We start from the raw sequence: 22,946 nt of genomic DNA on the forward strand, positions 1-22,946 counted from the left end.
ACGTGCCCGCTTAGGAGGGTTCGCCGTCGTTGTTTGTCAGCAGGAACTTGCGCAAAAGGTTGGCGAGCTGTGTCCGCTCTGTCTTGGAGAGTCCTTCGAGCATCTTGTGTTGGTTCTCTACGTGGTGCTCCACCACCTCATTCACCAAGGCCAGTCCCTCAGGGGTGAGGCTGATCAGTACTTGCCTGCGGTTGTCCGGGTTGGTCTCACGGTGAACCAGCCCGCGGTTGACGAGTCGGTCCACGCGGTTGGTCATGGCTGCGGAACCGATCATGGTCAGACTGGCTAGTCGTCCCGGAGTGAGCGGAGCCTCGGGTGCCGAGCGGCGGAGCGTTGCCAGGACGTCGAACTCCCAGGGCTCCAGCCCGAACTGGTTCATGAACTTCTGGACGTCCAGTGACGCCAGGCGGCTAGCCCTGTTCAGCCGGCCCAGAACACCCATGGAACTGACGTCCAGGTCGGGGCGCTCGTTGTTCCACTGATCAAGAATCATGTCTACTGCGTCGCGGTCCATCATCCTCCAATGCTTGACCCCAAACAGTACATCACCTACATTGTCTTACATCAAATAGTTTGACATCAAAATGTATGGAAGTGAACAATGTCTACTTTGGCGACGGCTGCTAAGCCGATCGGTTCCGGCCTGACCAAGGCTTCCCCACGAGACCTCTTCATCACTGCACTCGCGCCCATGGTGTGGGGATCCACCTACCTGGTGACCACCGAGTTTCTCCCAGCCGACCGGCCGCTCCTGGCCGCAACCGTGCGGGCCCTGCCGGCGGGCATCGTGCTGATGCTGGTCACCCGGACGTGGCCGCGGGGGAGCTGGTGGTTCAAAGCAGCGGCGCTGGGCGCACTGAATATCGGGCTGTTCTTCTTCCTCTTGTTCTTCACCGCATACCAACTACCGGGTGGACTCGCTGCGCTGGTCATGTCCATCCAGCCCCTTTTCGTGCTCTTCCTTGGGGTGCTGCTGCTGGGGGAGAAGATCCGCCTTATGCACTTGGTTGCCTGTGCCGTGGGAGCAGCGGGTGTCGGCTTGCTCGTCCTGCGGTCCGACGCGTCGCTGACTTTTGTTGGTGTGCTCGCCGGGATGGCCGGAGCGCTGAGCATGGCGGCGGGGATTGTGCTCACCAAACGCTGGGGAAGGCCCGACGGCGTGGGGCTGCTTGGGTTTACCGGTCTGCAGTTAGCGATGGGTGGAGTGATGCTCCTACCCGTGACGTTGGCGGTTGAAGGGCTGCCGGGAGCGGTTACTGGTCCTAACCTGACGGGCTTTGCTTACTTGAGCGTGATCGGTGCTCTGGTCGCCTATGCCGTGTGGTTCAAGGGGATCCAGAGGTTGCCGACCATGGTGGTGTCGTTCCTGGGATTCCTGAGCCCGCTTGTTGCTACGGCGCTGGGGTTCGTGTTCCTGGGGGAGTCGTTGTCGGGATGGCAGATTGTGGGTGCGGTGCTGGTGCTGGGGTCGGTGGGTTTGGTGCAACGGGCTGGGCCGGATTCGAGTCGGCAGCGGCAAGTTAGGCGGAAGCGCTTCGGTAATTTGAGCGATTGTTCTGATACTTATCCCGCAGGGACGGTGGGAGGACGATCAAGGTATCGGCATCGTTGAGAACGCATCCGGTGTTCATCTGTGGCGGCCGTGAGCCCTATCCAAAAACCCGTGCTTATCAGCTGGCCGTGAGCCGGCGCCGGCGCTTGCTCCGAGGCCTGGCCTCCCATCAAGGTTGGTGTTTTGATGAACCGCCGGGGCTGGCTGAGTCGATTGAGTGTAGTGGTGGTTGCATCGGTTCTGGCCGGATGCACATCACCCGGCCCGTCGCCGTCGCGGATTCCTTCACTTTCGCCGTCGTTCGGTGATGCTGAGGCTATCGCCTCGTTGGACTATGCGATGCAGGCCTTCATGGACCAGGACGTCTTGGCCGTACTCGCGCAGGTGCGCTGGCAGCCGGCCCAGCCAAAGGATCGGGTCCCGGTTGCCAGTGTTACCAAGACCATGACTGCGATCTCTGTGCTGAAACTCGTCGATGATGGACTGATCGCTTTGGATTACACTGTGAAAGGGTTTTTGGAGAGCTTTGGGGCTGGTCTCAAGCCTCCAGTCCCGATCGCTTTGCGGCAATTGCTCTCGCACACCCCGAGAATGCCAGCGTACGTAGAGGCGATGTTCCGGAGCGTTGACGACTTTGTGTCTGCTTCCAACCGGAACCTCACAGCCCTTTGGGCTCACCAGCACGTTGCCTTGGGAAGCGCGAACCGTAGGGCTATTCCAGTATTCGGAATCGAAATGACCTGGCGCTGGGACTGATTCTGGATAACTTCCGTGGCAAGACGTACGCGCAAATACTTCGCGATGACATCATCAACCCTTGGGCTCACCCGGACGACTACCGACGAGGAGGTGCCGAACGCTCCTGGGGTGCTAAGGAGCTACGTCAGCCCCCGAGGCAAGGGCGTCGTCACCGGCGGCCCCACCCTGGAACAGCTCGGTTCCCCTATGCAGGCGCCGTCTCGACCACGTCCGACATCAATGACCTAATGGCCGCACTTTTCGGTGGCCGGGTCATCTCCGCCAACGCGTTGACCTAGATGAAGATGACGGTGATCGGTCACTTTGCGCTGGGTTTGTTAAAGTCGTCCCGGGACTGCTCGGGCGCACCTCGTTTCTTCGCAAAGGGCGGTTTCCTCGACTTCCGGACGATCGTGCTCAGTTCCGACGACGGTCGCTACGAAGCAACCATGGCTCTTTTCCCCGCCCACTGATCCGTCGACACAGGCGCCCGCCGACACGTTGGACGAACGTGATGTGATGAGCAGCCAGATACTATCGGCTCTATAGAGGCTCAGGATCGGTTGTGTGGGTAGGGGCTGGAAGACGCGTCGGGATAACGGCGTACCTGAACGGGTGCTTTCCGAGAGAGCTACGAGGCTGCTTGCGCGCAGACTCATCATGGGGCAAGTCGTGCTTGGGGGTTTTGGTACCGTGGGCAGCGGGAAGTAGCCCGTGATGGATGGATTGCAGTCGGTAGCCTGAGGGAGGGCAACTGTCGACCTGGTGCTGTGGACGGAGGAACCGTGCAGGCTATCCCATTGTCATCATGCCGATGGCAGGACGTAATGCCGTTTTAAGAGGTTCCATCTCCGGTACCCATCGCCATCGCAAGCTGCTCAGAGGAAGCGTTTCGTCTCATCCCCGCATCCGTGATTGCGATTCGCTTAGGAGGGGTCGCCGTCGTGGATTGCTAGCAAGAACTTGCGCAGTAGGTCCGTCAGCTGCGTCCACTCAGTTCTGGGCAGGCATCGAGCATCTTCTATTGGTTCTCGACATGGTGCTCCACGACTTCATCCACTAGGGTCAGTCCCTCGGGCGCCAGGTTGATGAATAGTTACCGGCAGTTCGCAGGGTTGGCCACGCGATGGACCAGGCCACTGTTCACATCGATTCACGCCGCAGAAACCGTTAGCGATCTGCTGCCTATCAGGCGAATCGTGTGCATGGCAGCTCCGTCGAACGCACTGGCAACTGTAGTGTATTCAGAGCAATCTCAGCTAGCGGTCTCGCTGTGATCCGTGTGGTGCACCCCCCGGGACTTGAACCCGGAACCCATTGATTAAGAGTCAATTGCTCTGCCAATTGAGCTAGAGGTGCATCTATCGAGTCGTTCAAATCGAGGCATTTAAGGTTCCTCGCTGAAGTCTCAACGATATACAACGATACACCACTCTTTGAGCCTAGTAGAACACAGGGTGAGGAACTGCCCCTTCAGAATCCACGGACAACTCCTTCTACGGCCGCGGAGGCGTCGATGTTAGGCGGCATTTCATACATAGATTCCAACGACCGCAAAATAGCCCGTAGCCTCACCGCAACCGATCAATTCGAACAACTCGCACTTCTAAGGTCTGACGTCACTCGTGTCGCACTGTAGCCAGCTGATGCAAGCCCAGCAGCCGCTTGAACCGCGAGCTGTGCAAGCTGAAGCAGGGAGTCCGGAGAGCGCTTCCCAGCACACACGAGGCCTTGCCTCGTGTGTGCGCACACCCGACGTGGGGTCATCGAGTGAGTGGGCGACGGAGAGCTGTAAAGAACCTGCCTGGGCGGAGATCGAACTCTCCCCCACCGCCATCGGTGCGATCGCCCACGGAATGTGAGGGGAAGTTACACGTAGACGAAACCCTACTTAGGCGGTTCATCCGATGAGCTTCAATACCGAAACGTGTTAGCTGACTCTAGTGGAAACATAACGGACAGGAAATAAAACTCGCCGCATTTCGGCCGGAATGTAGGCCGTCTCACCTCGAGCAGCTCCGTGGGCAACACGCTCATCAAAGTAACGCGAGCCACAGTCCGGTGGGATTTCGGCATCCGCGAGGGTCGGTTTCGAAATGCCCAACAGATACCCTAGCTCCAGTAAGACAAGGTCACGTGTTTGAGTCCCCGGATGCGCTGCTGAATTTCGATCCAACAATGGGAAGTCACTAAGAATCATAGATAAGTCACGGAGAGTCAGACCAAACTGAACGGCGACTAGAGCGTCTATCCTGGCACGAATCTCCGCTCGCCTTCCAAGCTCTTCGATATCGGTTTGCGCAGTCCAACGCGTCAGCGACTTGGCGTGCCCAATAAGAGCACATCCAACATCGCTTTTAGGGTCTATCCGCGGAAATGGAATCTGATCCCACTGGAAAAAGTTCATGGAAGTACCCACTCGACGACGAGCAACCCAGTCGATGACAAAACTGTTGGCAACTGCCACCCAAAGATAGTGAAGATCTTGATCATCTGAGTCAAATCGAAGTGTGGGCACCTTATTGCCAGCAACGGAGAACGCAGGAATGATTGCCGCCAATACGGTCCGTTCATTTGCGTGGCCCGTGATATCGCAGAATCCGGCCCTAGGTGTCCGTGGAAGTGCATTTGCGTAACTAGAATTATCGGGTACTAGAAATTGCGGAAAAACTGACTTCTCTGTGGGTAAAGCAACGGCCCACTCTGCGGAACGACCTGAACCCCTTACGAATGTTTTTGCAAAGGCATCGTGTTGATTGACCATCCGGCCTTCATAGACAGGAAGCAGCGTTCCCAACTCTGGATGCTTCCAGGTTCCATCTGCTCGCGGTGTTGCCCTTTCGTGAAGAGCATCAGCTATGTTAATAAACTTCTTACCTGCTCCAGTCATATCAACCTCGCGTACAAATCTTACGTTCCATAGGCCCTTATCACGCTCACCAAGGAAGGGGTGTTGACGGGAGATATGCGACAGTAGAATTGCCTCATCATCCGTTCGAACGTCAGGGACAGTCAACCTGTCTCCACTTACTTCCCGCAAATACGAACTATCCAGCCTGACGCCGATATTTGGTTCAAGTACCGGGTCATGATTGCGAAGGGAAAGTGCTTCGATTCCTTCCTTCGAAGACTCCTGCCACGTCAGTAAAATGAATCTAAACATCGAGTGAATATCGAAAAGACGGCGCGAGTTCCAATACTCAAGGATTGAGCGAAACCCACCCCTTCGATTCATTTCCTGTCGAAGGGGCTTTGCACCCTCAGCCTTCAGGAATACCGCTGGAACGATTACACCTAAGGTCCCTCCGGATCGAACAAGCTGCATGGACCTTTCTACGAAATAACGATACAGATCTGCATCACCCTTCCCCTGAAAGGCGTATCCCGAATACTTTTGGAGTGATTTTGCATAAGCCCTTCGATCAGCTGAGTACGAATCCCATTCTCGTCCGTCATCGAGCTTCGTGCGCAGGCTGTCAGGTCGTAACCCTCCCCACGGAGGATTGCCTATAATTGAGTCAAATCCACCTGCAGCGAAAACCTTAGGAAACGTAGAGTACCAATCAAATCCGCTATGGGATCCAGGCAACTTCGCAAGCGGCCCGCAAATGGAATCTCCGCATACAACCCGCCGCTCGAGTATTGGCTGAAGGTCAGCAGAACATCCTGAGTGAAGCCATAGGATGGAACGCAAGATGGAGACTGCGAGGGGATCTACATCAACAAGGTAGATGCAATGCTGAAGGGCTAATGACCGTGCTGATGCGACATCCAGTTCTTCAGATAATTCGACAAGGCGGGCTGCTAAAATGTCCAACAGAGGAAGGGCGAAGGCACCCGCTCCAGCGGCCGGGTCGCAAATCTTGAGATTCAAAAGATGAGCTACTGTCATGGCATTATTGACAGAAGGGCCAACAGCTTCTTGGAGTAGGCGTTTCGCCAGAGGCAGCGGCGTGTAATACGCACCTTGGTCCTTGCGATTGCCCGACCTTAATCGGGCCAAATGTCGCTCGAAAAGCCGGCCGAGATCATAGATTCCTATTTCTGCGGATACTAAGATATCCCGAATGCGCTCAATCTTCGAGTCGACTGCAACCGAGCCGGCACTGAACCATCTCTGCAGCACATCCACCCGGGCTGAGCTATATGATCGCTCGTCAGACAATGCAACGAAGATATTCAGCCATAGACTCTGTTCCCGGTCAGTGAATGACATTTCTTCTTCAAAACCAAGTAAAAGCTCGATTTGGTCGACCAGAATATCATCCGATATTCTCGTTAAACGATTAATTGGTTTACTTTTCATTTCACCTGTGATGCATTCGCGTTGACGGGAATAGGCTGAGTCGCAGCCTGTTGTATAAGCGCTTCAACTCGTTCATCGAAGAGAAGTAATTTGTCCGGAGCTGAGAGCATTGAGAGATCTACGCACGCAGCACCAACATAGATTGGCGTTCCATTGGTGCCTCTAACTCCCCACCATCTGACGCGCCAAGTGGGCGGTTCTTCGGTAGAATTAGACAATCTGGGATATAAAAGAAGCGCTCTGGGAGAGTTATGCGCGATGCAAGCTGCAGCCATTTGATATACATCCCCATTTGTCGGTTTGCTTCCCAGAGAAAAGTCATCACTATCGGCAAATCGCTTATATTTTGCATCGACAACAAGGCGAGGGACAGAGTCTATGTCTACAATGTTGTCTGGCTTGCTGAAAAAATTGCGAGTGTGTCCGATGCCCTCGGCGAAGACCTCACTTGTTTGGGCGCGAACACTCCAACTATCTGCTGCCCTCGTCGAGCAGACCAATCCAAGTGTCTTCTCCACAAATGATTCGAAGAGCCGTTCCGTGCCCACGAGAAACCCAGCTCCGTCCACATTCGCGAGACCAGGAAAGGTCGACTGGCCACGAACGAACGCTGTGGCCAGCTGTAGAGCGCCGTCGTAGTGTGCATATTGCCGGGGCACGACGGAGCCAAGTCTCGAGGGTGGCAATGATATGCGCGGCATAGAGGGAAGCTTATCTAGCTGCACTGACAATATACGTTTCACTTGGGCATCTGCTGTGCGTGCCATGAGCTGGTCACCTACCCATAGGAGTAGATGATTTTGGGGATTGACGGTGTCCAACGAATCAGAATCGCATATGAGGAGATCGGGGCGAGTCATCGACTTGCGCAGCTGCTGGGAAATCACAAGCCTACCCTGCAGAAACTTGGTCTCCTGTCTAAAGGGCCTGTATTGGCGTATCGGAGGCCCTCCTGTGGCAGTTTCCAGAGCCAAAGCAAAACTGTAGGCGAACTGGTCCAGGAAGGTTCGGTGGGCGAGCTGCAGGCGTCGGCTTCGACTGTAGCGAACTCCGCGCCGAGAACTGCGAGACAACATTAGGACGAGCCCTTGGCGCCAGTCACCGACATCGTTGTCTGCGTGCTTGGGGCTTATATCGATTTCTCTACCGCGGAGTACCAGAGTTCCCGCAATGCCTTGAAATTTGAGTCGCGGCTCGTCATTTTCTTCAAACAGAATAGGTTCTTGTCGCAGCCGTAGTGTAAGTCTCAGTCTTCCATTGAGGTGTGATATTACTCTTCGGATGTCATGCTCGATTTCAGGTGAGAGACTCTGTCGGAGAATTTGCCTAAGTGCAATAGACCTGCCTTCTGTGACAGTTATTGGATGCTCCACAATCTAATGCTCGATTATGTTTGTTACAGTCAACAAAACTTCGTCCGGAGATGCTGAGGTCTTGGCCTGAATGACTGGTGAACCGCCGAGATCCTCCTCGGATAGCGTTGGACTGTGAACTTCCACGGCCCCCAAGCTCCTGTCTATCGAGAGGATTGAAAGGAGTTGTTCACTTCGACCGATGAAATACTCCTCGAGCTGGGGGAAAACTTTGTTGAGCCATATCTGCGCTAGCTTTTCCTTCCAGTCGTTATTCGACTCCTCAAGACCTGCGAGGTACCACTGCCCAAATTGGTGATCAGGACCGAGGTACATTGAAACGCGTCGATTAATCTTGGAGAGAAGTTGACATCCGACTCTTAATCCCTCGTTGGCGGCAAGTTCGTTCTCAAAGATTGAGAAATCGGGGCGAAGATCAATTACATGAAAACGCCGTCGAATCGCAGCATCCAAAGGCGCAACGGATTTATCCACCGAGTTCATGGTTGCTAAAGTATAGACACCATAAGGCATCGTAAAGGGATTGGGTACCTGAGTTTTCCTGCCCGTGCTTGGTATGGTGACACTCACGGATTGGTCCCGGTCTACAAATGGTAGGCGTATCGAGATTGTCGACTTGCCTGTGGAGCCGTCAGGTTGAAGCCGTTTGTCCGGTTCCATGAAGGTGATAAATTCGCCGAAAATTTTAGAAACGTTACCCCGATTTATTTCATCAATAACTAATAAAGACTCACTGTTCTCCTGTCGGGCCCACTCGGCAAGCTCTAGCAATATGCCGGGTGACGGCTGCAGGGTGAACTTCCCATCTTCTAGATTTTCCGGCCGCACCCCAATCAGGAAATCTTCGTAAGAATAACTCTGATGAAATGTTGCCCATGCAGTAGCCAGCCGTGGGCTAGTAGAGAGCGGCCGACGCTCGGACTCTGTGTCTACTGTTAGGGAGGTATCTCCGAACGCCGCGAGCACCTCGCTAATGATACGAGTTTTCCCGGTGGCGGGCGGGCCATAGAGGAGCACATTATGGTGGCTACGTAGGGCGGCAATCACTCGGGAAGCTTGGTCTGAGGGATGTTCTTCAGGAGTCATGTTCGCTGACCACACACCTTGATTCTTAGATTTAACTTCATGGCGCAGAGCACTAGGCAGATTGACAATCTCATCCGCAGGGATCCATCTTCCGTGAAAGCCACCTGATGCGTCTTTTATTATGAGTACGAGATCTTCTTCCAAATCAGCATTGGAGGCTTCGGTAGCGAATGCTCGACCTGGACTCCACAAGGGGTACTGGGTCGCTGGCTGCTGCGCGGCAAAGTAGTGATCATTTTTTCGCTGGGCCTGCGGACCCATATACCGGAGTCGATGTACGGATTTCTCGGTTGGAATTGGCATGGGACCGTCGAATGGTGCAAACTGTACAGTCTTCGTCCACCCACCCATTTGAGTTGGCGACTCTGCTGGCACATCTGAGAAGAACTCGCTGATTGCGAGGTCGGAACCGAGGCGAAGATCATACTGGCCTTTGTTGAGGCCTCGCAAAGCATTGAGGCTCGAAGCTGAGACGTGAGTATAGAGCACGCTTGATACGGGGAGCCTCACCGCGACATCACATAAACTCGTTCGGAAACTATGTGTGAAGCATGTTCTCGCGTGGAGCTCCGGAATCTCTTTTTTTCTGCTTCGTAGTACTGCGTTTTCCCGTACTGACCTAGTATTTCTAGGATCTCATTATGTGAGATGTGTCCGTCACTGCTGTAACTCAAGACAAATTTCCTCGATGAATTTTTTGCTGCCAACTGATCTAAGGCCCTAGGGGCTTTCCGCGAATAGCACCAATCGGAGCTCCAAACCCGCCAAGCAGGTAGCCCGGTTTTGCCGGATACCACGGGATCAGACTTCTGAATTACGCTATTTAATAAATGATAATAAGCCGCATATTGTCGTTTAGTATATGGCGGATCGGCATAGGCTATTTCCGCTGAGGTTTCCTCGGCAACCAGTTGTGCGTCCCTGGATGAGACTAAATGTTCAGACCCCGCACGAATTTTATATCCAAAAGCCTTCAACTTTATAGAAGTCAGTGCGCGTGGTTTCCATTGTTTAAGGTAACAGCCGTAAGTTCCAGCAATGTTGCTAACGGAGGATACGCCTGTCGTGAGGGAGGTCATGAGAAGTGCCCATTCGCTGCCACTCAGCATAGGGCGCCAGCTGTTGATTTCATTGCGAATGGCATCAATGCGCATTCCGTTGGCTTCAGTGAAATATTTTCTTTCAAACGGAGTGCTTTGAGATGAAAGTGGTGTGTAGTTTGTCGTCACCCAACCAGGAACACCACTTAGTGCGTTTAGGTGTTCAATTGCAGATTGAACGTTGCTGATCTCGATGCCCGCGCTACGGAGCCCGTCAAAGGTTGGCTCCGTTCTAACGCTCAATTGTGCCATCGACCACATGACGGCGAGTGGCAGTTGGTCATTGGCGTGGACCTTGTAGCCGATATCGGCTACTGCGGCAGAGACCGTCCCGGTTCCCGAGAAGAGATCGATGAAAGTGCTTTGCGAACCACTGTGCTCTTGGAAGATGTTCAGGAGGAGCGGCAGAAGTGAACGCTTATTTCCCAAGAAGTCCATCTTGTCCTAAAGGTCTATGTTGCTGAGCGGGCAGGGGCGCCTTCCCGTCTCAGGTTAACATCTACGGAGGAGCGCGTAGCGATGCCGTCGTCGTGTTCATGCCGTCTCAGGCGCGAAAAGGCTCAGTCTGTGATTAAAGCCATGGGCGGACTTACCGGTGGTGTGGTGTGACACCGGTCCAATAAGCGACTCTACGTCGCCTGAGGCTTCACCGGATCGTCTGACTTCGTCGTGTGGCATCCTGGGATGTCCCGCGCAAGCTTCCGGGAGTTCATGTAGAAGCTACCCGGCGGTCTGGAACGGTGCGGACGGAGACGGGTTCCTATTGGCCCTGTGCCTCGAAAAACGCGTTCAGTTCGAGGTCCGTCGGCTCACGGACTTCGACGGGCGTTGTAGCTGGAGTCGGATACAGGAAGTCGTGAAGGGACGTTTGTCCTTCCAATTCGGGAATAGGTTCAGACGCGGTGTTGTCTGCCACTTGTCAAGCCCTCCTCAGATCGTCTCAAACCATTCTATTTAGGCGCCGCCAAACTTACGGGGATGCGCAGCCGCGGTCCTGTGCATTCAAAACACTTAGGCATCCGAAAGCACCTAGGGGGAGGATTTGCAAAATGTCGACCGCAAGCGTGGTGCGGTGCCCGCCGTCGGTGTCGGAGATCAGGGGGTTAGGGGCGTAGCGTACCGCGGGAGAAGGCAGGACCTTGCGAGTGAGGGCGTTGACGCCGAGCTCGGGGCCGTGCTTGCCGGTTTCGAGCATCCAGTAGATGAGGTCTGGGCCGCGGTATCGGCGTGGGGCTTCCGGGACCGGGAAATGGCCAGAAGGACGTCGCGGCCGGCGGCGCGGTGCAGCCGAAGTGTCACACAGCCGATAGTCCCGGTGTTCTACACCGATGGGCGCAAGTGTGGTGCTAGATATGTGTTTGGGCTGTCAGCTCTAATCACTACCAACCACCGCGCATTGTGGTTGCGCTTACTGGGGAGAAGTCGGAATTTGTTGTTTCCCATGATTATCACGGCAGATCTGTTGCACTTTTGGGGGAGGGGTGCGGCATTACCCATCCCCAAGTGGCAGCACCTAGATTCTCCCCAGCACAGGCTGCCCTGCACACAGCGGGCCGTATGCCGGGGCTAAATTAGGCCGACACCCAAACCAAGGGACTGCCCCCGGTTTTGTTGACTCCTTGACCTAGCGGGCTTGGCTCGTGGAAGGGTGTTGACCATGCCCAGGGCTTATGGGGCGGAGTTCCGCCAGGATGTTATTGATGTGGCCCGCAAGGGCGAAGCGCCGCTGGCGCAGATTGCGAAGGATTTCGGGCTGTCGGTCACGACATTGAAGCGTTGGATTGCCATTGCCGAACGTAGAGAATCCGGAGCCGGACCGGCAGTGAGTGAGTCGGCCGAGGTGCGGGAGTTGAAGAAGCGTAACCGCTTGTTGGAGCAGGAGAACGAGATTCTGCGCCGGGCGGCTGCCTATCGGGCCAGGGACATCAACCCAAAATGACTCTTCTATGGGTTCTGTCAAGCCATGATGGTTTGGAGTTGGCGGAAGATGGAGCGGCAGACGTAGCGTTTGAGGTTCCGGCGGATTTCGCGGTTTGATTTTCCTGTTGCCCGGCTGCGGGCCACGTAGTTCTTGGTTTCGGTGTCGAAGCTCATGCGGGTGCGGACGATGACGTCGAAGGCGCGGTTGAGTTGACGGTCTCCGGAGCGGTTGAGTCGGTGTCTGGTGGTGTTGCCGGAGGATGCCGGGCGTGGCGCGACACCTCCGAGTGCGGCGAAGGCTGCTTCTGAACGGATGCGGCCGTGGTGGGAGTAGGCGCACGTGATGATCGCTCCTGTTACGGGTCCGACCCCGGAGACGGATTGAAGCCCTGGCGCCAGTTCTTCGGTGAGCTGCGCCAAGGTTTTATGGTTTTCGGCGAGCTGGAGGTTGAGGTCTTTGACTGCAAGTGCCAGGCGTTTGGCTTCAGCGCGCGCGATCCGGATCACGGGGTCGGTGCTGTTTGAGGTCCGCCAGGCAGCGATGGCGGTGATCTGTGCGTCCCGCAGGGATGACCGGGCGTCGATCCCGAGGTCGGTGCCGCGGAGCAGGGCGGTAAGAGCGTTGCGGTTGGCGGTGCGTTGGTGATCCAACAGGGATCGGGAGGCCAACAGTATCCTGATCGCGGCCCTGGTGTCTGCAGCACGCGGCTGCATCACCTGATCGCGGGGTCGCCTCAGGACTGAATGGGCGGCGGCTTCGGCGTCGATCGGATCCGACTTTCCGGTCAGTGCCCGCGATGACCGGGTAGGAGGCCTGACCTCGCCGACCTCGATGCCGGCGGCCAACAGGGCCTGGGTGAGCCGGGCACCGTAGGAGGACGTGCCCTCAACAGCGGCGAAGACCCTCTCCCCGCCGGTGCGCCGCCGGATCCAGTTGATCGCACGGTCCATTCCCGCGGAGGTAGCCGGTAAGACCGCGGTGTCGACCACTGCCCCTGTGGGGGCATGAACAGCGGTGAAAGTGTGGGTGCGGGCGTGGGTGTCGACTCCGACGACGAAATCGAACTCCTCAGCGATGGTCGCCATGGTGCGTTCTCCTCTTCTATTGAACCGGACGGGTGGCAGGGGCCTGCCTGGGTTGCTTCGGAGACGCATCTGTAACGAGTCACACCCCAGGGGTGGACAGTCTTCTGATCAGGTCATCCGCAGCGGGCAGACCGGTGCCCGGAGAATAGCGCGGACGAGTCATTTTCAAGACACCGTGCATTGCGGGTCGGATATACCCTGAGTCACGCGCCGTCCTCCGGGACCAGCCTGTCAGCCAGCCTCTGGCCGGCTACTGACCATTACAGATCTACCCGCTGGTCACGGACCTTGCCGCCCACGGTGTTCCAGTGGCGGTGACCTGCAGGGTGTTGGGAAACAGCCAAGCAAGGCTACTACCGCTGGAGAGTCAGCCCGGTAACGGAACGGGACTGGATCGATGCGCACCTGGTCAACGCCGCCTTGGACATTCACGCCGACGACCCGGCATTCGGGTACCGGTTTATCGCCGACGAACTTCCTGGGAAGGGCATCACGGCGGGTGGGAACAGGGTCCAGCGCCTATGCAGGGACCACGGAATCTGGTCGGTGTTCTCGAAGAAACGCGGACTGAACCGCCGGCCCGGGCCACTGGTTCATGACGATCTGGTCGAGCGGGACTTTACCGCCGTGGCTCCCAACGAGCTGTGGCTGACTGACATCACCGAACATCCCACGGCCGAGGGCAAGCTCTACCTTTGCGCGGTGAAGGACGTCTATTCCGGCAGGATCGTCGGGTATTCGATGGATTCGCGGATGAAGTCCTCGCTTGCCGTGGCGGCACTGGAGAACGCGGTGCTGGCACGCAAACCTGCAGGGACCGTGGTGCATTCGGATCGTGGGTCCCAGTTCCGGTCCCGCCGGTTCGTCGAATCGCTCCGGCACCATGGCCTGACAGGATCGATGGGCAGGGTCGGTGCGTGCGCGGACAACGCCGCGATGGAATCGTTCTTCTCACTGCTGCAAAAGAACATCCTGGACCGTCAGCGGTGGCTCACCCGGCAAGACCTCAGACTGGCCATCACAACCTGGATCGAGAGAACCTACCACCGCCGGCGTCGGCAGCGACGGCTGGGAAAACTCACGCCCATCGAATATGAAACAATCAACCGGGCCGCGCTCACAGCGGCCTAAGACCCCGAGTCAACGAAAGCCGGGGCAGTCCCCGGGGAGTTGTTGTGAGCTAGGGTGCCTCCTCAGTCCATGTGTAGGATTTGGACGCTGCCCGCCGCCTCCCTCTGAGTGAGAACAGGTGTTTATAGGCCGGAGATTCGCTCAGCGATATGCCTGGCGTCTAAGCCCACGCCACCGACTATCGCTGAGTAGTGTCGGGTTAGCCATGGCAGGCCCACGACGTATAGTCCGGGGGTTTCCGTGACGCCTCGCGAGTGTCGAGGGTAGCCCCACTCGTCGACTAGAGGCAGGTCAACGAAGCTGAAGTCGAGCTTGAACCCGGTTGACCACAAAACGGACTTGATGTTCGCACCGGCGAGGTTCAGCTCCGTTTGTTCAAAGGGGAGCCAGCCATCAGACGGCGCAGGCGGCTGCTCCGGTGTGTCGATCCCAGCCGCCGCAATGTACGCATCAATCGCTTTTCCCGACCGTTGCGCGAAGATCGACTCAACTGCCGCAAGGCGTTGGGCGAGGTCGTCGCTGAAGGTGATGTCGCCGTCGTCGATCGTTTCCAAGTGGCCGTGCAGGTGAATGCCGCGCCGGCCGAGTTCGCGGAGGTGAATGGCGTGGCCGCCGTCGGTGCCGGAGAGAAGGGGATTGGGGGCGAAGCGCGCAGCAGGGGAGGGGAGCGCCTCGGTGGTGAGCGCGTTGACGCCGTAGTCGGGGCCGTGTTTGCCGGTTTCGAGCATCCAATAGATGAGGTCTTGGCCTCGGATATCGGCGGGGCGCTTCGGGGACGATTGAGACTGAGAGGTGGATGTCGCGGCCGGTGGCGTGAAGTTCCTCGGCGATCTGGCCCCCTGACTGACCCGTTCCGACGATGAGTACGGCACCGTCTGGCAGCTGCTCCGGATTGCGGTAATCATGGGTATGTAGTTGGGTCACGCCGCCAGGGAGCTTGGCGGCTAGTGCGGGGATCTTGGGAACTTGGTAGGCGCCCGTTGCCAGGACGACGTTGCGTGCGCGCAGGTTCCCGAGCGATGTCTCAAGGTTGAATCCGCCGCCCGGCGCCGAGGACAACCGGGTCACATCGACGCCCGTGTGGACTGGAGCGGCGATGAGCTCGGCGTACCGCCTGAAGAGGTTCACCACAGCGTCCCGGGAGATAAAGGCGTCCCGGTCGTCGCCGTCGTACGGCATCCCGGGGAGGTCCAGCGCAAGGTTGGGGGTGTTCATGTAGAAGCTGTCCCAGCGGTCCTGGAATGCGCCGCCAAGTGAGTCGCGCCGTTCCAAGATCTGATGCTCGACGCCGAATTGCGTGAGCCAGTAGCTCGTCGTGAGGCCGGCTTGGCCCGCGCCGATGATGACCGTGTCAGAGGTCGGTCCCATGGGGTGGAGTTTACGCTCGAGGGTGGCTTTTGGGGATGGGAGAAGAAGGATTTCCTATTGGCTCTGCGCCTCGAAGAACAACGCGGCCAGCTCGCTGTCCGTCGGCTCACGGATCTCAACGGGCGTCGTGGCGGGGGTGGGCGGCAGGAAGTCGTGAATGGACGTCTGCCCGTCCAGCTCGGGAATTGGTTCAAACGCGGCGTCGTCCGCCATGGTTGCGCCTCCTTCAGATCGGCTCAGACCACCTTATTTGGGCGCGGCCATGCGTCCGGGGATGTGCGGCCGGCGGATGCTGCGTGTGTTCAAAGGACGTAGGCTTTCGGGAAAAGAATCTGGGGGGATTTGGATATGAAGACCGCAACCTTGCTTCGGGTGCTCGATATCGCAACGCCGGTGGTGGCTGCACTAAGCCTGGTTCTGTTGGTAACAGGACTATTGGACAACTTCTGGGCAACAGTGTGCCTTATAGCTACTGCAGCTCCGGCAATCACCAGTTGGGTGATCAAGGACAGGCTCCAAGGCACAGCCAAGGGTGATGAACCCCAGTAGCGCCCACGGCGAAATAGCGTCTCCCGACGCCAAAAATGTCAGTGGCGACGCAACGATCTCTGGGCGCTAAAGACCTGGAACTGCCTCCATGGGACACATCCGATGGATAAATATTTCCCAGCACTAGCTATCTGCTCAGATGTATGTAGACTTGACGGTGTTGTTGTGTTTGGCATTTGGTAGTTCAGGCAGTCCCCACGATCCTTCCGGATCGTGACCTTCTGAAGTAACGGTGGAGAACACCCCACACCCGGAGACCCGAAAGTCGGGACAATCTCCACCTTCAGTAAGGACTGAAAAAATGGCTACAGGTACCGTGAAATGGTTCAACTCCGAAAAGGGCTTCGGCTTCATCTCTCCTGAAGATGGCAGCCAGGACGTTTTCGCTCACTACTCTGCGATCAACTCCTCGGGCTACCGCTCCCTCGAAGAGAACCAGAAGGTTTCCTTCGACGTCGAGCAGGGCCCCAAGGGTCCCCAGGCAGTAAACATCCAGGCTATCTAGTCTTCGGATAACTAAGGAGCAGGGCCGGTCGCTGACCGGCCCTGCTTTTTTGTCTGCCCCCATATAGAAGATATCTTCTACAGCCTCCAGTTGTTGTAGAACACATATCCACATACCGAATTACACCCATGTAATTCGATTCCAGTTCTCCGTAGCGTGGAACGTAATCCACCCGGCGAGCTGAGGAAGTACCCCATGGAACAGTCAACCTCCAAAGGCCTCATATACCTAGAAGAGGCCCGCGAGCACCTAATTTGGCCCAAATCACCACCTAGACCGCCCCGAAACTGCCTGTGCAAGGCAGTTTTGCCACCTAGTCCCGTTTTCACGTTCTAGCCTGCGAAGTGAGCCGCATGTCGGACAACCACAGGAACAGGAGGCGAGGTCACGTGTTCGATTCAGAGGTGCAACGAATCCTGGACTTCGTCGCACGCGGAATCGGAGTGAGGGTGGTCGGCGGACCGGGCGGCGGCAAAACGACAGTATTGCGCAACGTCATGAGCAACTTGGAGAAATCCGGAGTCTCCGTGCACTTCGTCAGTGGTCTCCGCACACATCGATCCATCCCATATTCGGCCATCAAAGGGCTGGGGCTTGACGTGAGGCCAGGACGCAGCAGTGTGTTGGACATCGCCGACGTATTTTCGAGCCAGTTGGCCAAGCCCGGCAAGCACTTGCTGGTAGTTGATGATCTCCACCTCCTGGACAGCGAGTCGCTGGCTGTACTGGAGGCTGTCAGGCGAAGGTCGGATTGCCCTATGGTGGCAACGGCCCCCGAAACGTGGGCGTTTTCCAGAGGTCAGTTGGCCGTGCTCAACCTTGGCCGGGAGGCGCATCTGCAATTGGATCCGCTTCACTACGAGCAAGTTCACCTCCTCATCGCACAGGTTCTGGGCGCGCCGGCCGACGCAGACACAACTGCGCGCATTCTCACCAAATCCGCCGGCAACCCGCGGCTGGTAGTACGGATCGCAGAGACCGCAGCCCTGAGCAACCTCTTGGCTATGGAGGACAAGCAATGGACCATGTCTGCCGAGACCCTATGGAACGAGCACCTGCGCGGCACACTGGAGGCGCTCCTGGCCGAACTAAGTGCTGATGAGTTCACAGCCCTGCACATCATGGCGATTCTGGGCACGGCACGGGTGGATGTGCTCCTCAAGGTCATCCACCAGGACGCCCTGGAAGGTCTGGAACGCAGAGGATTCCTTTCCGTACTGGCCGATCATCAAGGTGGCTCTATCGCCGCCATCAGCCCACCAGTCATCGCCGATTACTTCCGCGACAGCAAGAAGCTGCGCGATAGCAGACTGCTCCGCACGAAGATCGCCGGCGTCCTTGAGGCCGCGCCTCACGCGGTCCCGGAAAAGCGCACCGCAGACTGCCTTTCCCGTGCCCTATCAGCCCTCCGGCTTGAGAAGGCTGACGACGACGCCATTACCTCCAGACAAATTCACGAGTACAACGCGGACCGTGAACAGATCCGCTTCGAACGCTGGCAGGCCAATAAGTCAGCAGCCAACGGCGCGGCAGTCCTTCGCATCTACTGGGGAGCGCCCGTGGACGTGGAGCGTGCCGGCAGTATCTGCGCGGAAACCACAAACTTCGACGCCGAAACCCAGGACCTACTGTTTGTCGCCGTCACTGAGGCCATGCTTGCGATCCACACCCGACGCGGCCCGAGAGCCGCCGTCGAGATCCTCCAAAAGTTTGCAGGAGATAATCCGCAGTTGCTGACGGAAGTTAGCGACGCCATCTTATTCATCAATGTCTCCCATGGCAGGGGGCGACTGGACACCGGCGACTTGCCAGCGGCGTTTGAGAGCAGCAAGACAGGATTGGGGTGCTTGGTTCAAGGACTCTTGGAGCTCTACCGCTGTAGACCGGCGGCGGCTTTGGACGCAGTGGAAGGCGCAGGCGACGACGACGCCATCCCGCATCTGCGCCCATTCGTCCGCAGTTTCGCCCTGTTCGCGGCTGGCCGGGTGGAGGAGTCTCTGGTGATGGCGTTGGACTGGCGAGCCGAGTCCCGGAAGAACCTGGACCAGTTCGGTGTGATCACCAGCAGCTATGTAGCTGCACATGGCCTCCTATACCGTGGACACTTCGAAGAGGCTGAATACCTCATGAGCAGCGTGTTCGCTATGGGCCGTCCGGGGTTCGTTGTGGATTCCCTCTACGATGCCATGCTCAGGCTCGCGGGGCTCCGGCACGCCACCACCGCACTGCTGCCAACGCTGTCCATAGCCGCGCAGGCGCGAACCGACGTGGCCGACGTTGGCCCCCTTCCCGGCATCGGCAAGGGAGCCTACGAACTCATTGCTCACAACAGCACTCAGCCTTCCACCTTCGACCGGAAAGCCACCAAACTCATCAAGCAGCAGTTGAAAAGCGGCTACGTCCTGGAAGCCTTGATGACAGCGTTGCTTTGTACGTGCCTGATTCCTGGCCGGCAGGTCCTGGATCTATTGCAAAAGATCCTGCAGGAGAGCGGCCTCACGGTTCACCACCAGCTCGTCGCCATTGCATGCGCAGTGGTGGAGGGCGACCACAAGCTACTTGGCCTCCTCCTCAAACACTATGAACCTGACATCGACACGTACCAGGTGGGGATGCTCCTCCGGGGAGCTCTCAAACGCCACGTCATCGAAGGAGACGCGGCCGCAGCTGACGCCATGGCACAAGCTTCCTCTGTCTTTGCTGTCCGGTTCCCGTCAGCAAACGAGCAGCTCTCCTTCAATTCCTTCAGGGCAACACCGCTGACCGAAAGGGAGATCGAGGTAGCTATCTTGGCCGGTCACCTCACCAATGTGGAGATCGGTGAACAACTGGGCATCAGCGCCAGGACAGTGGAGAACCACATCTCCAACGCCTTGCGGAAGTCCGGTGCAACGTCCCGCAATAGCCTCTTCATGCTGGTGGGTAATTCACTTCCGCCACGTTGACCCGGGATAGGCTGGATCATCGTGAGCAACTCTCGGGCTTTGGCGCGCCGACTAGGCACGTTCGACGCATCGCTGATTGGGCTGGGGTCCATGATCGGTGCAGGTGTTTTCGCGGCGTTCACCCCAGCCGCCGCAGCCGCGGGATCAGGGCTGCTCATCGGTTTGGTGGTGGCTGCCTTCGTGGCCTTCTGCAATGCCACGTCGTCAGCTCAGCTCGCTGCTGCCTACCCAACATCCGGCGGCACGTACGTCTATGGTCGTGAACGACTCGGCCCGTGGCCCGGGTTCCTGGCCGGATGGGGATTCGTCATTGGCAAGACGGCGAGTGCCGCAGCCATGGCCATGACCTTCGCCGCCTATGCCGCACCCCAAGGTTGGGAGTGCCCGGTGGCGATTGCCGCCGTCGTGGTTTTAACTGCGGTGAACTATCACGGGGTGACCCGCACCGCCGGGCTGACGCGTGTGCTGGTGGTCGCTGTGCTTGCTGCTCTGACGATTGCAATCGCTGCTGTGTGGGGTGGCTCAGGTCCTGACTTTGGCAGCTTTGTGGGCGACGGACTGTTGGCCAGCGGCTGGTACGGGATTCTGCAATCGGCGGGGCTACTGTTCTTCGCGTTTGCCGGGTACGCACGGATTGCGACGATGGGCGAAGAAGTACGCGAACCCAAGCGCACTATTCCACGGGCGATCAGCATTGCCTTGGGTATCACCATCCTCATCTACGCCGTCATAGCAGTGACCTTGCTCGCGGCCCTTGGCCCCGACGGGGTGGCTGCCACGCCAACGCCGTTGGCCGATGCTGTGAATGCCGGTACCTTGGCATGGGCTGCACCCGTGGTACGCGTCGGTGCCGCCGTGGCGTCGCTGGGTGCGCTATTGGCCCTCATCGCAGGCCTCGGACGGACGAGCCTGGCCATGGCCCGGGAACACGACCTGCCCCCTTGGCTCTCCGCAGTGCACCCTCGGTATAAGGTCCCGCATCGTGCGGAGATGGCGCTGGCCGCGGTGATCTGCATCATCATCGCAGTGGCCGATCTTCGCGGGGCCATCGGCTTCTCGTCATTCGGAGTTCTGCTGTACTACTTGGTGGCCAACATCGCCGCCTACACCCAGCCAGCAGAAGACCGCCGATATCCGAAGTTCCTGCAGGTTGCGGGAGCGGTTGCCTGCGTGGTTCTCGTTGCCACGCTGCCGCCGATATCTGCCGGCGTGGGTGTGTTGATGTTCGCGGTTGGGATCGTCTATCGCTTGGTGCGTTTGCGGCTTAGCCGTTCAGCCCGCTAACGCTCCGGCTGGGCACGGCCCCACCAGGGGGTGGTCGGTGGAGCCGCGCCGTCGTGCCTCCTACGCCAGGGCGGATGGGACTCCCTCCGGACATCGGGATCCGCCCCGAAGGCACAAGAAGAGACTATGGGCGATTTCCGGCACTAGGTGTTCGAAAGAGGCAAATAGGTGCCAATTTGGAGCAAATTAGGGGTGGAAAGGACCGAAAATAGGTGCTGAAATCGAGCGCCTAGGTGTTGGCCCGCCGTCGAGCGTTTCTGCGTTCAACAGATTCCATGTACGTAATGATGCTCGCAATAGTCAGGGCTACCGAGCAGATAACCGCCAGCATGGTGGATGTTTCCTGAAAAGGAACCACCACAAGCGGGCTCAGCATCATGGCATTGCCGAAACCCGACGCTGCGAAGACCCCAGCTTTTAGAAGAAGGCACTTGAGGGAGCCGGCAATCAACATCCCTACTGGCGCCACAACTCCCAAGGCCATTGTGAGAACCACCGTGGTGGTTCGCATGTCTGAGGGGTCAAGGATGTCCAAACCTTCCGGTGGCGGTGCTGCCCCCAGCAGGGTGGCGGACACAGCAGAACACACAGCTATGACGCATGTGACGACGCGAAGTACCGCTGGGTAGAAGTGTGTGATCACTGGGAAGTCCTAGTCTTCGTCGATTTAGCCCCGTCCAAAGGTGTAGTAGGCCAAATCAAGGACACGTGACGCGAAACGCGTCCCGGGCACTGGAAGAATGGCGGTCATGGAATCATCCACAAATGTCCCGGCCGTCGAGCTGCGTATTTCCATCAGTGAGACTGAGCCGCTGATCTGGCGGCAGCTCGTCCTCCCCGAAACCGCCACGGTCGCTGAACTTCACGGGGCCATCCAGTGCGCGTTCGGCTGGAAGGATTCGCATCTCTACGCCATTGCGGGCCATGACCGCGCAGGTAAGAAGCGCATCATCATGGCGGTAGACGACGGCGATCTCCCCGCGGGTAGCGAGGTAGCGGCTGGCGTGCGGCTACTTGAGCTCTTTGACGCGAAGGTCCCCGGCCGGTCGGACCTCGAGTACGACTATGACTTCGGGGACAACTGGACCCACGAGATCGACGTGGTTGGGCCTGCCGTGCTTGAGGGCAATGCGATCACGTGCACCGGCGGCGCAATGCGGGGACCCCTGGAGGATTCCGGGGGAGTCCACGGCTACGCCAACGTGGTGGCAGTGGTTTCCAACCCCAAGCACCCTGAGCACCAGGAAGCTGTTGAGTGGCTCGAGTTCGTGACCCAGGAGAGCCTGGCAAAGTTCGATCCGATCGCTTTTGACATCAACGACGCGAACGATCAACTGCGACTATTGGCTCGTCGGTTGTGGCCGGGGAACGTTTCCGATGAAGAGGTGGAGTTCGTCCTGGGCCCCGTCCTTTGGTTCCTCAACCAGGCCGGCCCAGATGGATTACCTCTGACAGGGGCGGGCTATCTCAAACCCGCAGTCGTTAAGCGTGCAATGACGGAACTCGAGTGGATCGAACCCTGGAATGCGAACGTCTCCACAGAAAGCCACGCAGCACCTGTCCGCGTCGTCCGCGAACGGCTTCAGGAGTGGAAACTCCTTCGCAAGAATAAGGACAGACTGCTCCTAACACCGGCAGCCAGAAAGCTCATCAAAAGGCCGACCATGCTTTGGCACTATGTGGCTGATCGATTAGCATCACCCGGACACGAGGGCGTAAAGCTCGCCACTCAGCTCGCGGTGCACTGGGAGCTTACGGGAAGCAAACCGCCTTGGAAACTGGTGGACGAGGTGGTGCAGCTCGCGCTCCACGATCGCGGCTTACGAACCACGACAGGTGCCGATATTCCGCTGGACTGGGCACGTGGCTTGAGGGTAGATGTCCAACAAAGCTTGATCTGCCTGAGGCTTTGGGGCTCCACCAAGTGGGGTTCAGGTGAGCTGGAACTATCCGATGCCGGCATCAAGTTCCTGCTCGACGTGCAGAGCCGCCTGCAGGACTAA

At 57.7% G+C, this 22,946-nt stretch carries 16 protein-coding genes, 1 tRNA gene and 3 pseudogenes; 9 read left to right on the forward strand and 11 right to left on the reverse strand.

Annotated features, from left to right (window positions below; genetic code table 11):
• Positions 1–10 precede the first annotated feature (10 nt).
• On the reverse strand, positions 11–517 hold the full coding sequence (locus tag LDN70_RS05775) for a MarR family winged helix-turn-helix transcriptional regulator (RefSeq protein ID WP_223942025.1): 507 nt from the start codon (positions 515–517) through the stop codon (positions 11–13).
• Between the two features lie 84 nt (positions 518–601).
• Between LDN70_RS05775 and LDN70_RS05780 the strand changes: the two genes are divergently transcribed.
• Together LDN70_RS05780 and LDN70_RS05785 are read left to right on the forward strand one after the other, a co-directional pair.
• Positions 602–1,612: an EamA family transporter gene (locus LDN70_RS05780; protein WP_223942026.1), complete on the forward strand. Its 1,011-nt coding sequence runs from the start codon at positions 602–604 to the stop codon at positions 1,610–1,612.
• 165 nt (positions 1,613–1,777) lie between these two features.
• Positions 1,778–2,308: a serine hydrolase gene (locus LDN70_RS05785; protein WP_223942027.1), complete on the forward strand. Its 531-nt coding sequence runs from the start codon at positions 1,778–1,780 to the stop codon at positions 2,306–2,308.
• A 1,265-nt stretch (positions 2,309–3,573) separates the two neighbouring features.
• Here the strand turns inward: LDN70_RS05785 and LDN70_RS05790 are convergent.
• The 6 genes from LDN70_RS05790 to LDN70_RS05820 all read right to left on the reverse strand — a co-directional run bounded on the left by LDN70_RS05790 (position 3,574) and on the right by LDN70_RS05820 (position 11,071).
• Positions 3,574–3,649: transfer RNA gene (locus LDN70_RS05790), tRNA-Lys, on the reverse strand.
• 571 nt (positions 3,650–4,220) lie between these two features.
• Complete coding sequence (locus tag LDN70_RS05800) at positions 4,221–6,596, reverse strand: Eco57I restriction-modification methylase domain-containing protein (RefSeq protein WP_223942028.1); 2,376 nt, start codon at positions 6,594–6,596, stop codon at positions 4,221–4,223.
• Positions 6,593–7,969, reverse strand: a complete 1,377-nt coding sequence (locus tag LDN70_RS21220) for an McrC family protein (RefSeq protein WP_223942029.1) — start codon at positions 7,967–7,969, stop codon at positions 6,593–6,595. The genes LDN70_RS05800 and LDN70_RS21220 overlap by 4 nt, the downstream gene beginning before the upstream one ends.
• A 3-nt stretch (positions 7,970–7,972) precedes the next feature.
• Complete coding sequence (locus LDN70_RS05810) at positions 7,973–9,316, reverse strand: McrB family protein (protein ID WP_223942030.1); 1,344 nt, start codon at positions 9,314–9,316, stop codon at positions 7,973–7,975.
• A 245-nt stretch (positions 9,317–9,561) separates the two neighbouring features.
• Positions 9,562–10,593: a DNA adenine methylase gene (locus LDN70_RS05815; RefSeq protein ID WP_223942031.1), complete on the reverse strand. Its 1,032-nt coding sequence runs from the start codon at positions 10,591–10,593 to the stop codon at positions 9,562–9,564.
• A gap of 322 nt (positions 10,594–10,915) precedes the next feature.
• Positions 10,916–11,071: a hypothetical protein gene (locus tag LDN70_RS05820; RefSeq protein ID WP_223942032.1), complete on the reverse strand. Its 156-nt coding sequence runs from the start codon at positions 11,069–11,071 to the stop codon at positions 10,916–10,918.
• A 741-nt stretch (positions 11,072–11,812) separates the two neighbouring features.
• Between LDN70_RS05820 and LDN70_RS05825 the strand changes: the two are divergent.
• Positions 11,813–12,091, forward strand: a pseudogene (locus tag LDN70_RS05825) (transposase); the annotation flags it as partial.
• 20 nt (positions 12,092–12,111) lie between these two features.
• Here LDN70_RS05825 and LDN70_RS05830 read toward each other — a convergent pair.
• A complete protein-coding gene (locus LDN70_RS05830; RefSeq protein ID WP_223942033.1) occupies positions 12,112–13,161 on the reverse strand; it encodes an IS110 family RNA-guided transposase in 1,050 nt (349 codons plus the stop codon).
• 257 nt (positions 13,162–13,418) lie between these two features.
• Between LDN70_RS05830 and LDN70_RS05835 the strand changes: the two are divergent.
• Positions 13,419–14,292, forward strand: a pseudogene (locus LDN70_RS05835) (IS3 family transposase); the annotation flags it as partial.
• A 122-nt stretch (positions 14,293–14,414) separates the two neighbouring features.
• Here LDN70_RS05835 and LDN70_RS05840 read toward each other — a convergent pair.
• Positions 14,415–15,660: pseudogene (locus tag LDN70_RS05840) on the reverse strand (flavin-containing monooxygenase).
• Positions 15,661–15,714: 54 nt separating this feature from the next.
• Complete coding sequence (locus LDN70_RS05845) at positions 15,715–15,873, reverse strand: hypothetical protein (RefSeq protein WP_223942034.1); 159 nt, start codon at positions 15,871–15,873, stop codon at positions 15,715–15,717.
• Between the two features lie 135 nt (positions 15,874–16,008).
• On the opposite strand from LDN70_RS05845, the gene LDN70_RS05850 reads away from it, so the two are divergent.
• The 4 genes from LDN70_RS05850 to LDN70_RS05865 all read left to right on the forward strand — a co-directional run bounded on the left by LDN70_RS05850 (position 16,009) and on the right by LDN70_RS05865 (position 20,943).
• Positions 16,009–16,209: a hypothetical protein gene (locus LDN70_RS05850; protein ID WP_142939985.1), complete on the forward strand. Its 201-nt coding sequence runs from the start codon at positions 16,009–16,011 to the stop codon at positions 16,207–16,209.
• A gap of 301 nt (positions 16,210–16,510) precedes the next feature.
• Positions 16,511–16,714, forward strand: a complete 204-nt coding sequence (gene cspE, locus LDN70_RS05855; protein ID WP_011773907.1) for a transcription antiterminator/RNA stability regulator CspE — start codon at positions 16,511–16,513, stop codon at positions 16,712–16,714.
• 389 nt (positions 16,715–17,103) lie between these two features.
• Positions 17,104–19,659: a helix-turn-helix transcriptional regulator gene (locus LDN70_RS05860; protein WP_223942035.1), complete on the forward strand. Its 2,556-nt coding sequence runs from the start codon at positions 17,104–17,106 to the stop codon at positions 19,657–19,659.
• Positions 19,660–19,680: 21 nt separating this feature from the next.
• Entirely contained in the window at positions 19,681–20,943 is a 1,263-nt protein-coding gene (locus LDN70_RS05865; protein ID WP_223942036.1) for an APC family permease, read from the forward strand.
• A gap of 229 nt (positions 20,944–21,172) precedes the next feature.
• On the opposite strand, the gene LDN70_RS05870 is transcribed toward LDN70_RS05865, so the two are convergent.
• A complete protein-coding gene (locus tag LDN70_RS05870; protein ID WP_223942037.1) occupies positions 21,173–21,586 on the reverse strand; it encodes a hypothetical protein in 414 nt (137 codons plus the stop codon).
• A 106-nt stretch (positions 21,587–21,692) separates the two neighbouring features.
• Here LDN70_RS05870 and LDN70_RS05875 point away from each other — a divergent pair, with 106 nt between their 5' ends.
• Positions 21,693–22,946 carry a plasmid pRiA4b ORF-3 family protein gene (locus LDN70_RS05875; RefSeq protein WP_223942038.1) on the forward strand — a complete coding sequence of 418 codons (1,254 nt, stop codon included), beginning with the start codon at positions 21,693–21,695 and terminating at the stop codon, positions 22,944–22,946.

The sequence above is a fragment of the Arthrobacter sp. StoSoilB22 genome, assembly GCF_019977315.1.
GTDB lineage: Bacteria > Actinomycetota > Actinomycetes > Actinomycetales > Micrococcaceae > Arthrobacter.

Excerpts from the sequence above, each read along its gene's own strand:
- LDN70_RS05830 (WP_223942033.1), bottom strand. The coding sequence starts at position 13,161 with ATGGCGACCATCGCTGAGGAGTTCGATTTCGTCGTCGGAGTCGACACC.
- cspE (WP_011773907.1), top strand. The coding sequence starts at position 16,511 with ATGGCTACAGGTACCGTGAAATGGTTCAACTCCGAAAAGGGCTTCGGC.
- LDN70_RS05815 (WP_223942031.1), bottom strand. The coding sequence starts at position 10,593 with ATGGACTTCTTGGGAAATAAGCGTTCACTTCTGCCGCTCCTCCTGAAC.
- LDN70_RS05850 (WP_142939985.1), top strand. The coding sequence starts at position 16,009 with ATGAAGACCGCAACCTTGCTTCGGGTGCTCGATATCGCAACGCCGGTG.
- LDN70_RS05845 (WP_223942034.1), bottom strand. The coding sequence starts at position 15,873 with ATGGCGGACGACGCCGCGTTTGAACCAATTCCCGAGCTGGACGGGCAG.
- LDN70_RS05800 (WP_223942028.1), bottom strand. The coding sequence starts at position 6,596 with ATGAAAAGTAAACCAATTAATCGTTTAACGAGAATATCGGATGATATT.
- LDN70_RS05780 (WP_223942026.1), top strand. The coding sequence starts at position 602 with ATGTCTACTTTGGCGACGGCTGCTAAGCCGATCGGTTCCGGCCTGACC.
- LDN70_RS05810 (WP_223942030.1), bottom strand. The coding sequence starts at position 9,316 with ATGGGTCCGCAGGCCCAGCGAAAAAATGATCACTACTTTGCCGCGCAG.
- LDN70_RS05775 (WP_223942025.1), bottom strand. The coding sequence starts at position 517 with ATGATGGACCGCGACGCAGTAGACATGATTCTTGATCAGTGGAACAAC.
- LDN70_RS05875 (WP_223942038.1), top strand. The coding sequence starts at position 21,693 with ATGGAATCATCCACAAATGTCCCGGCCGTCGAGCTGCGTATTTCCATC.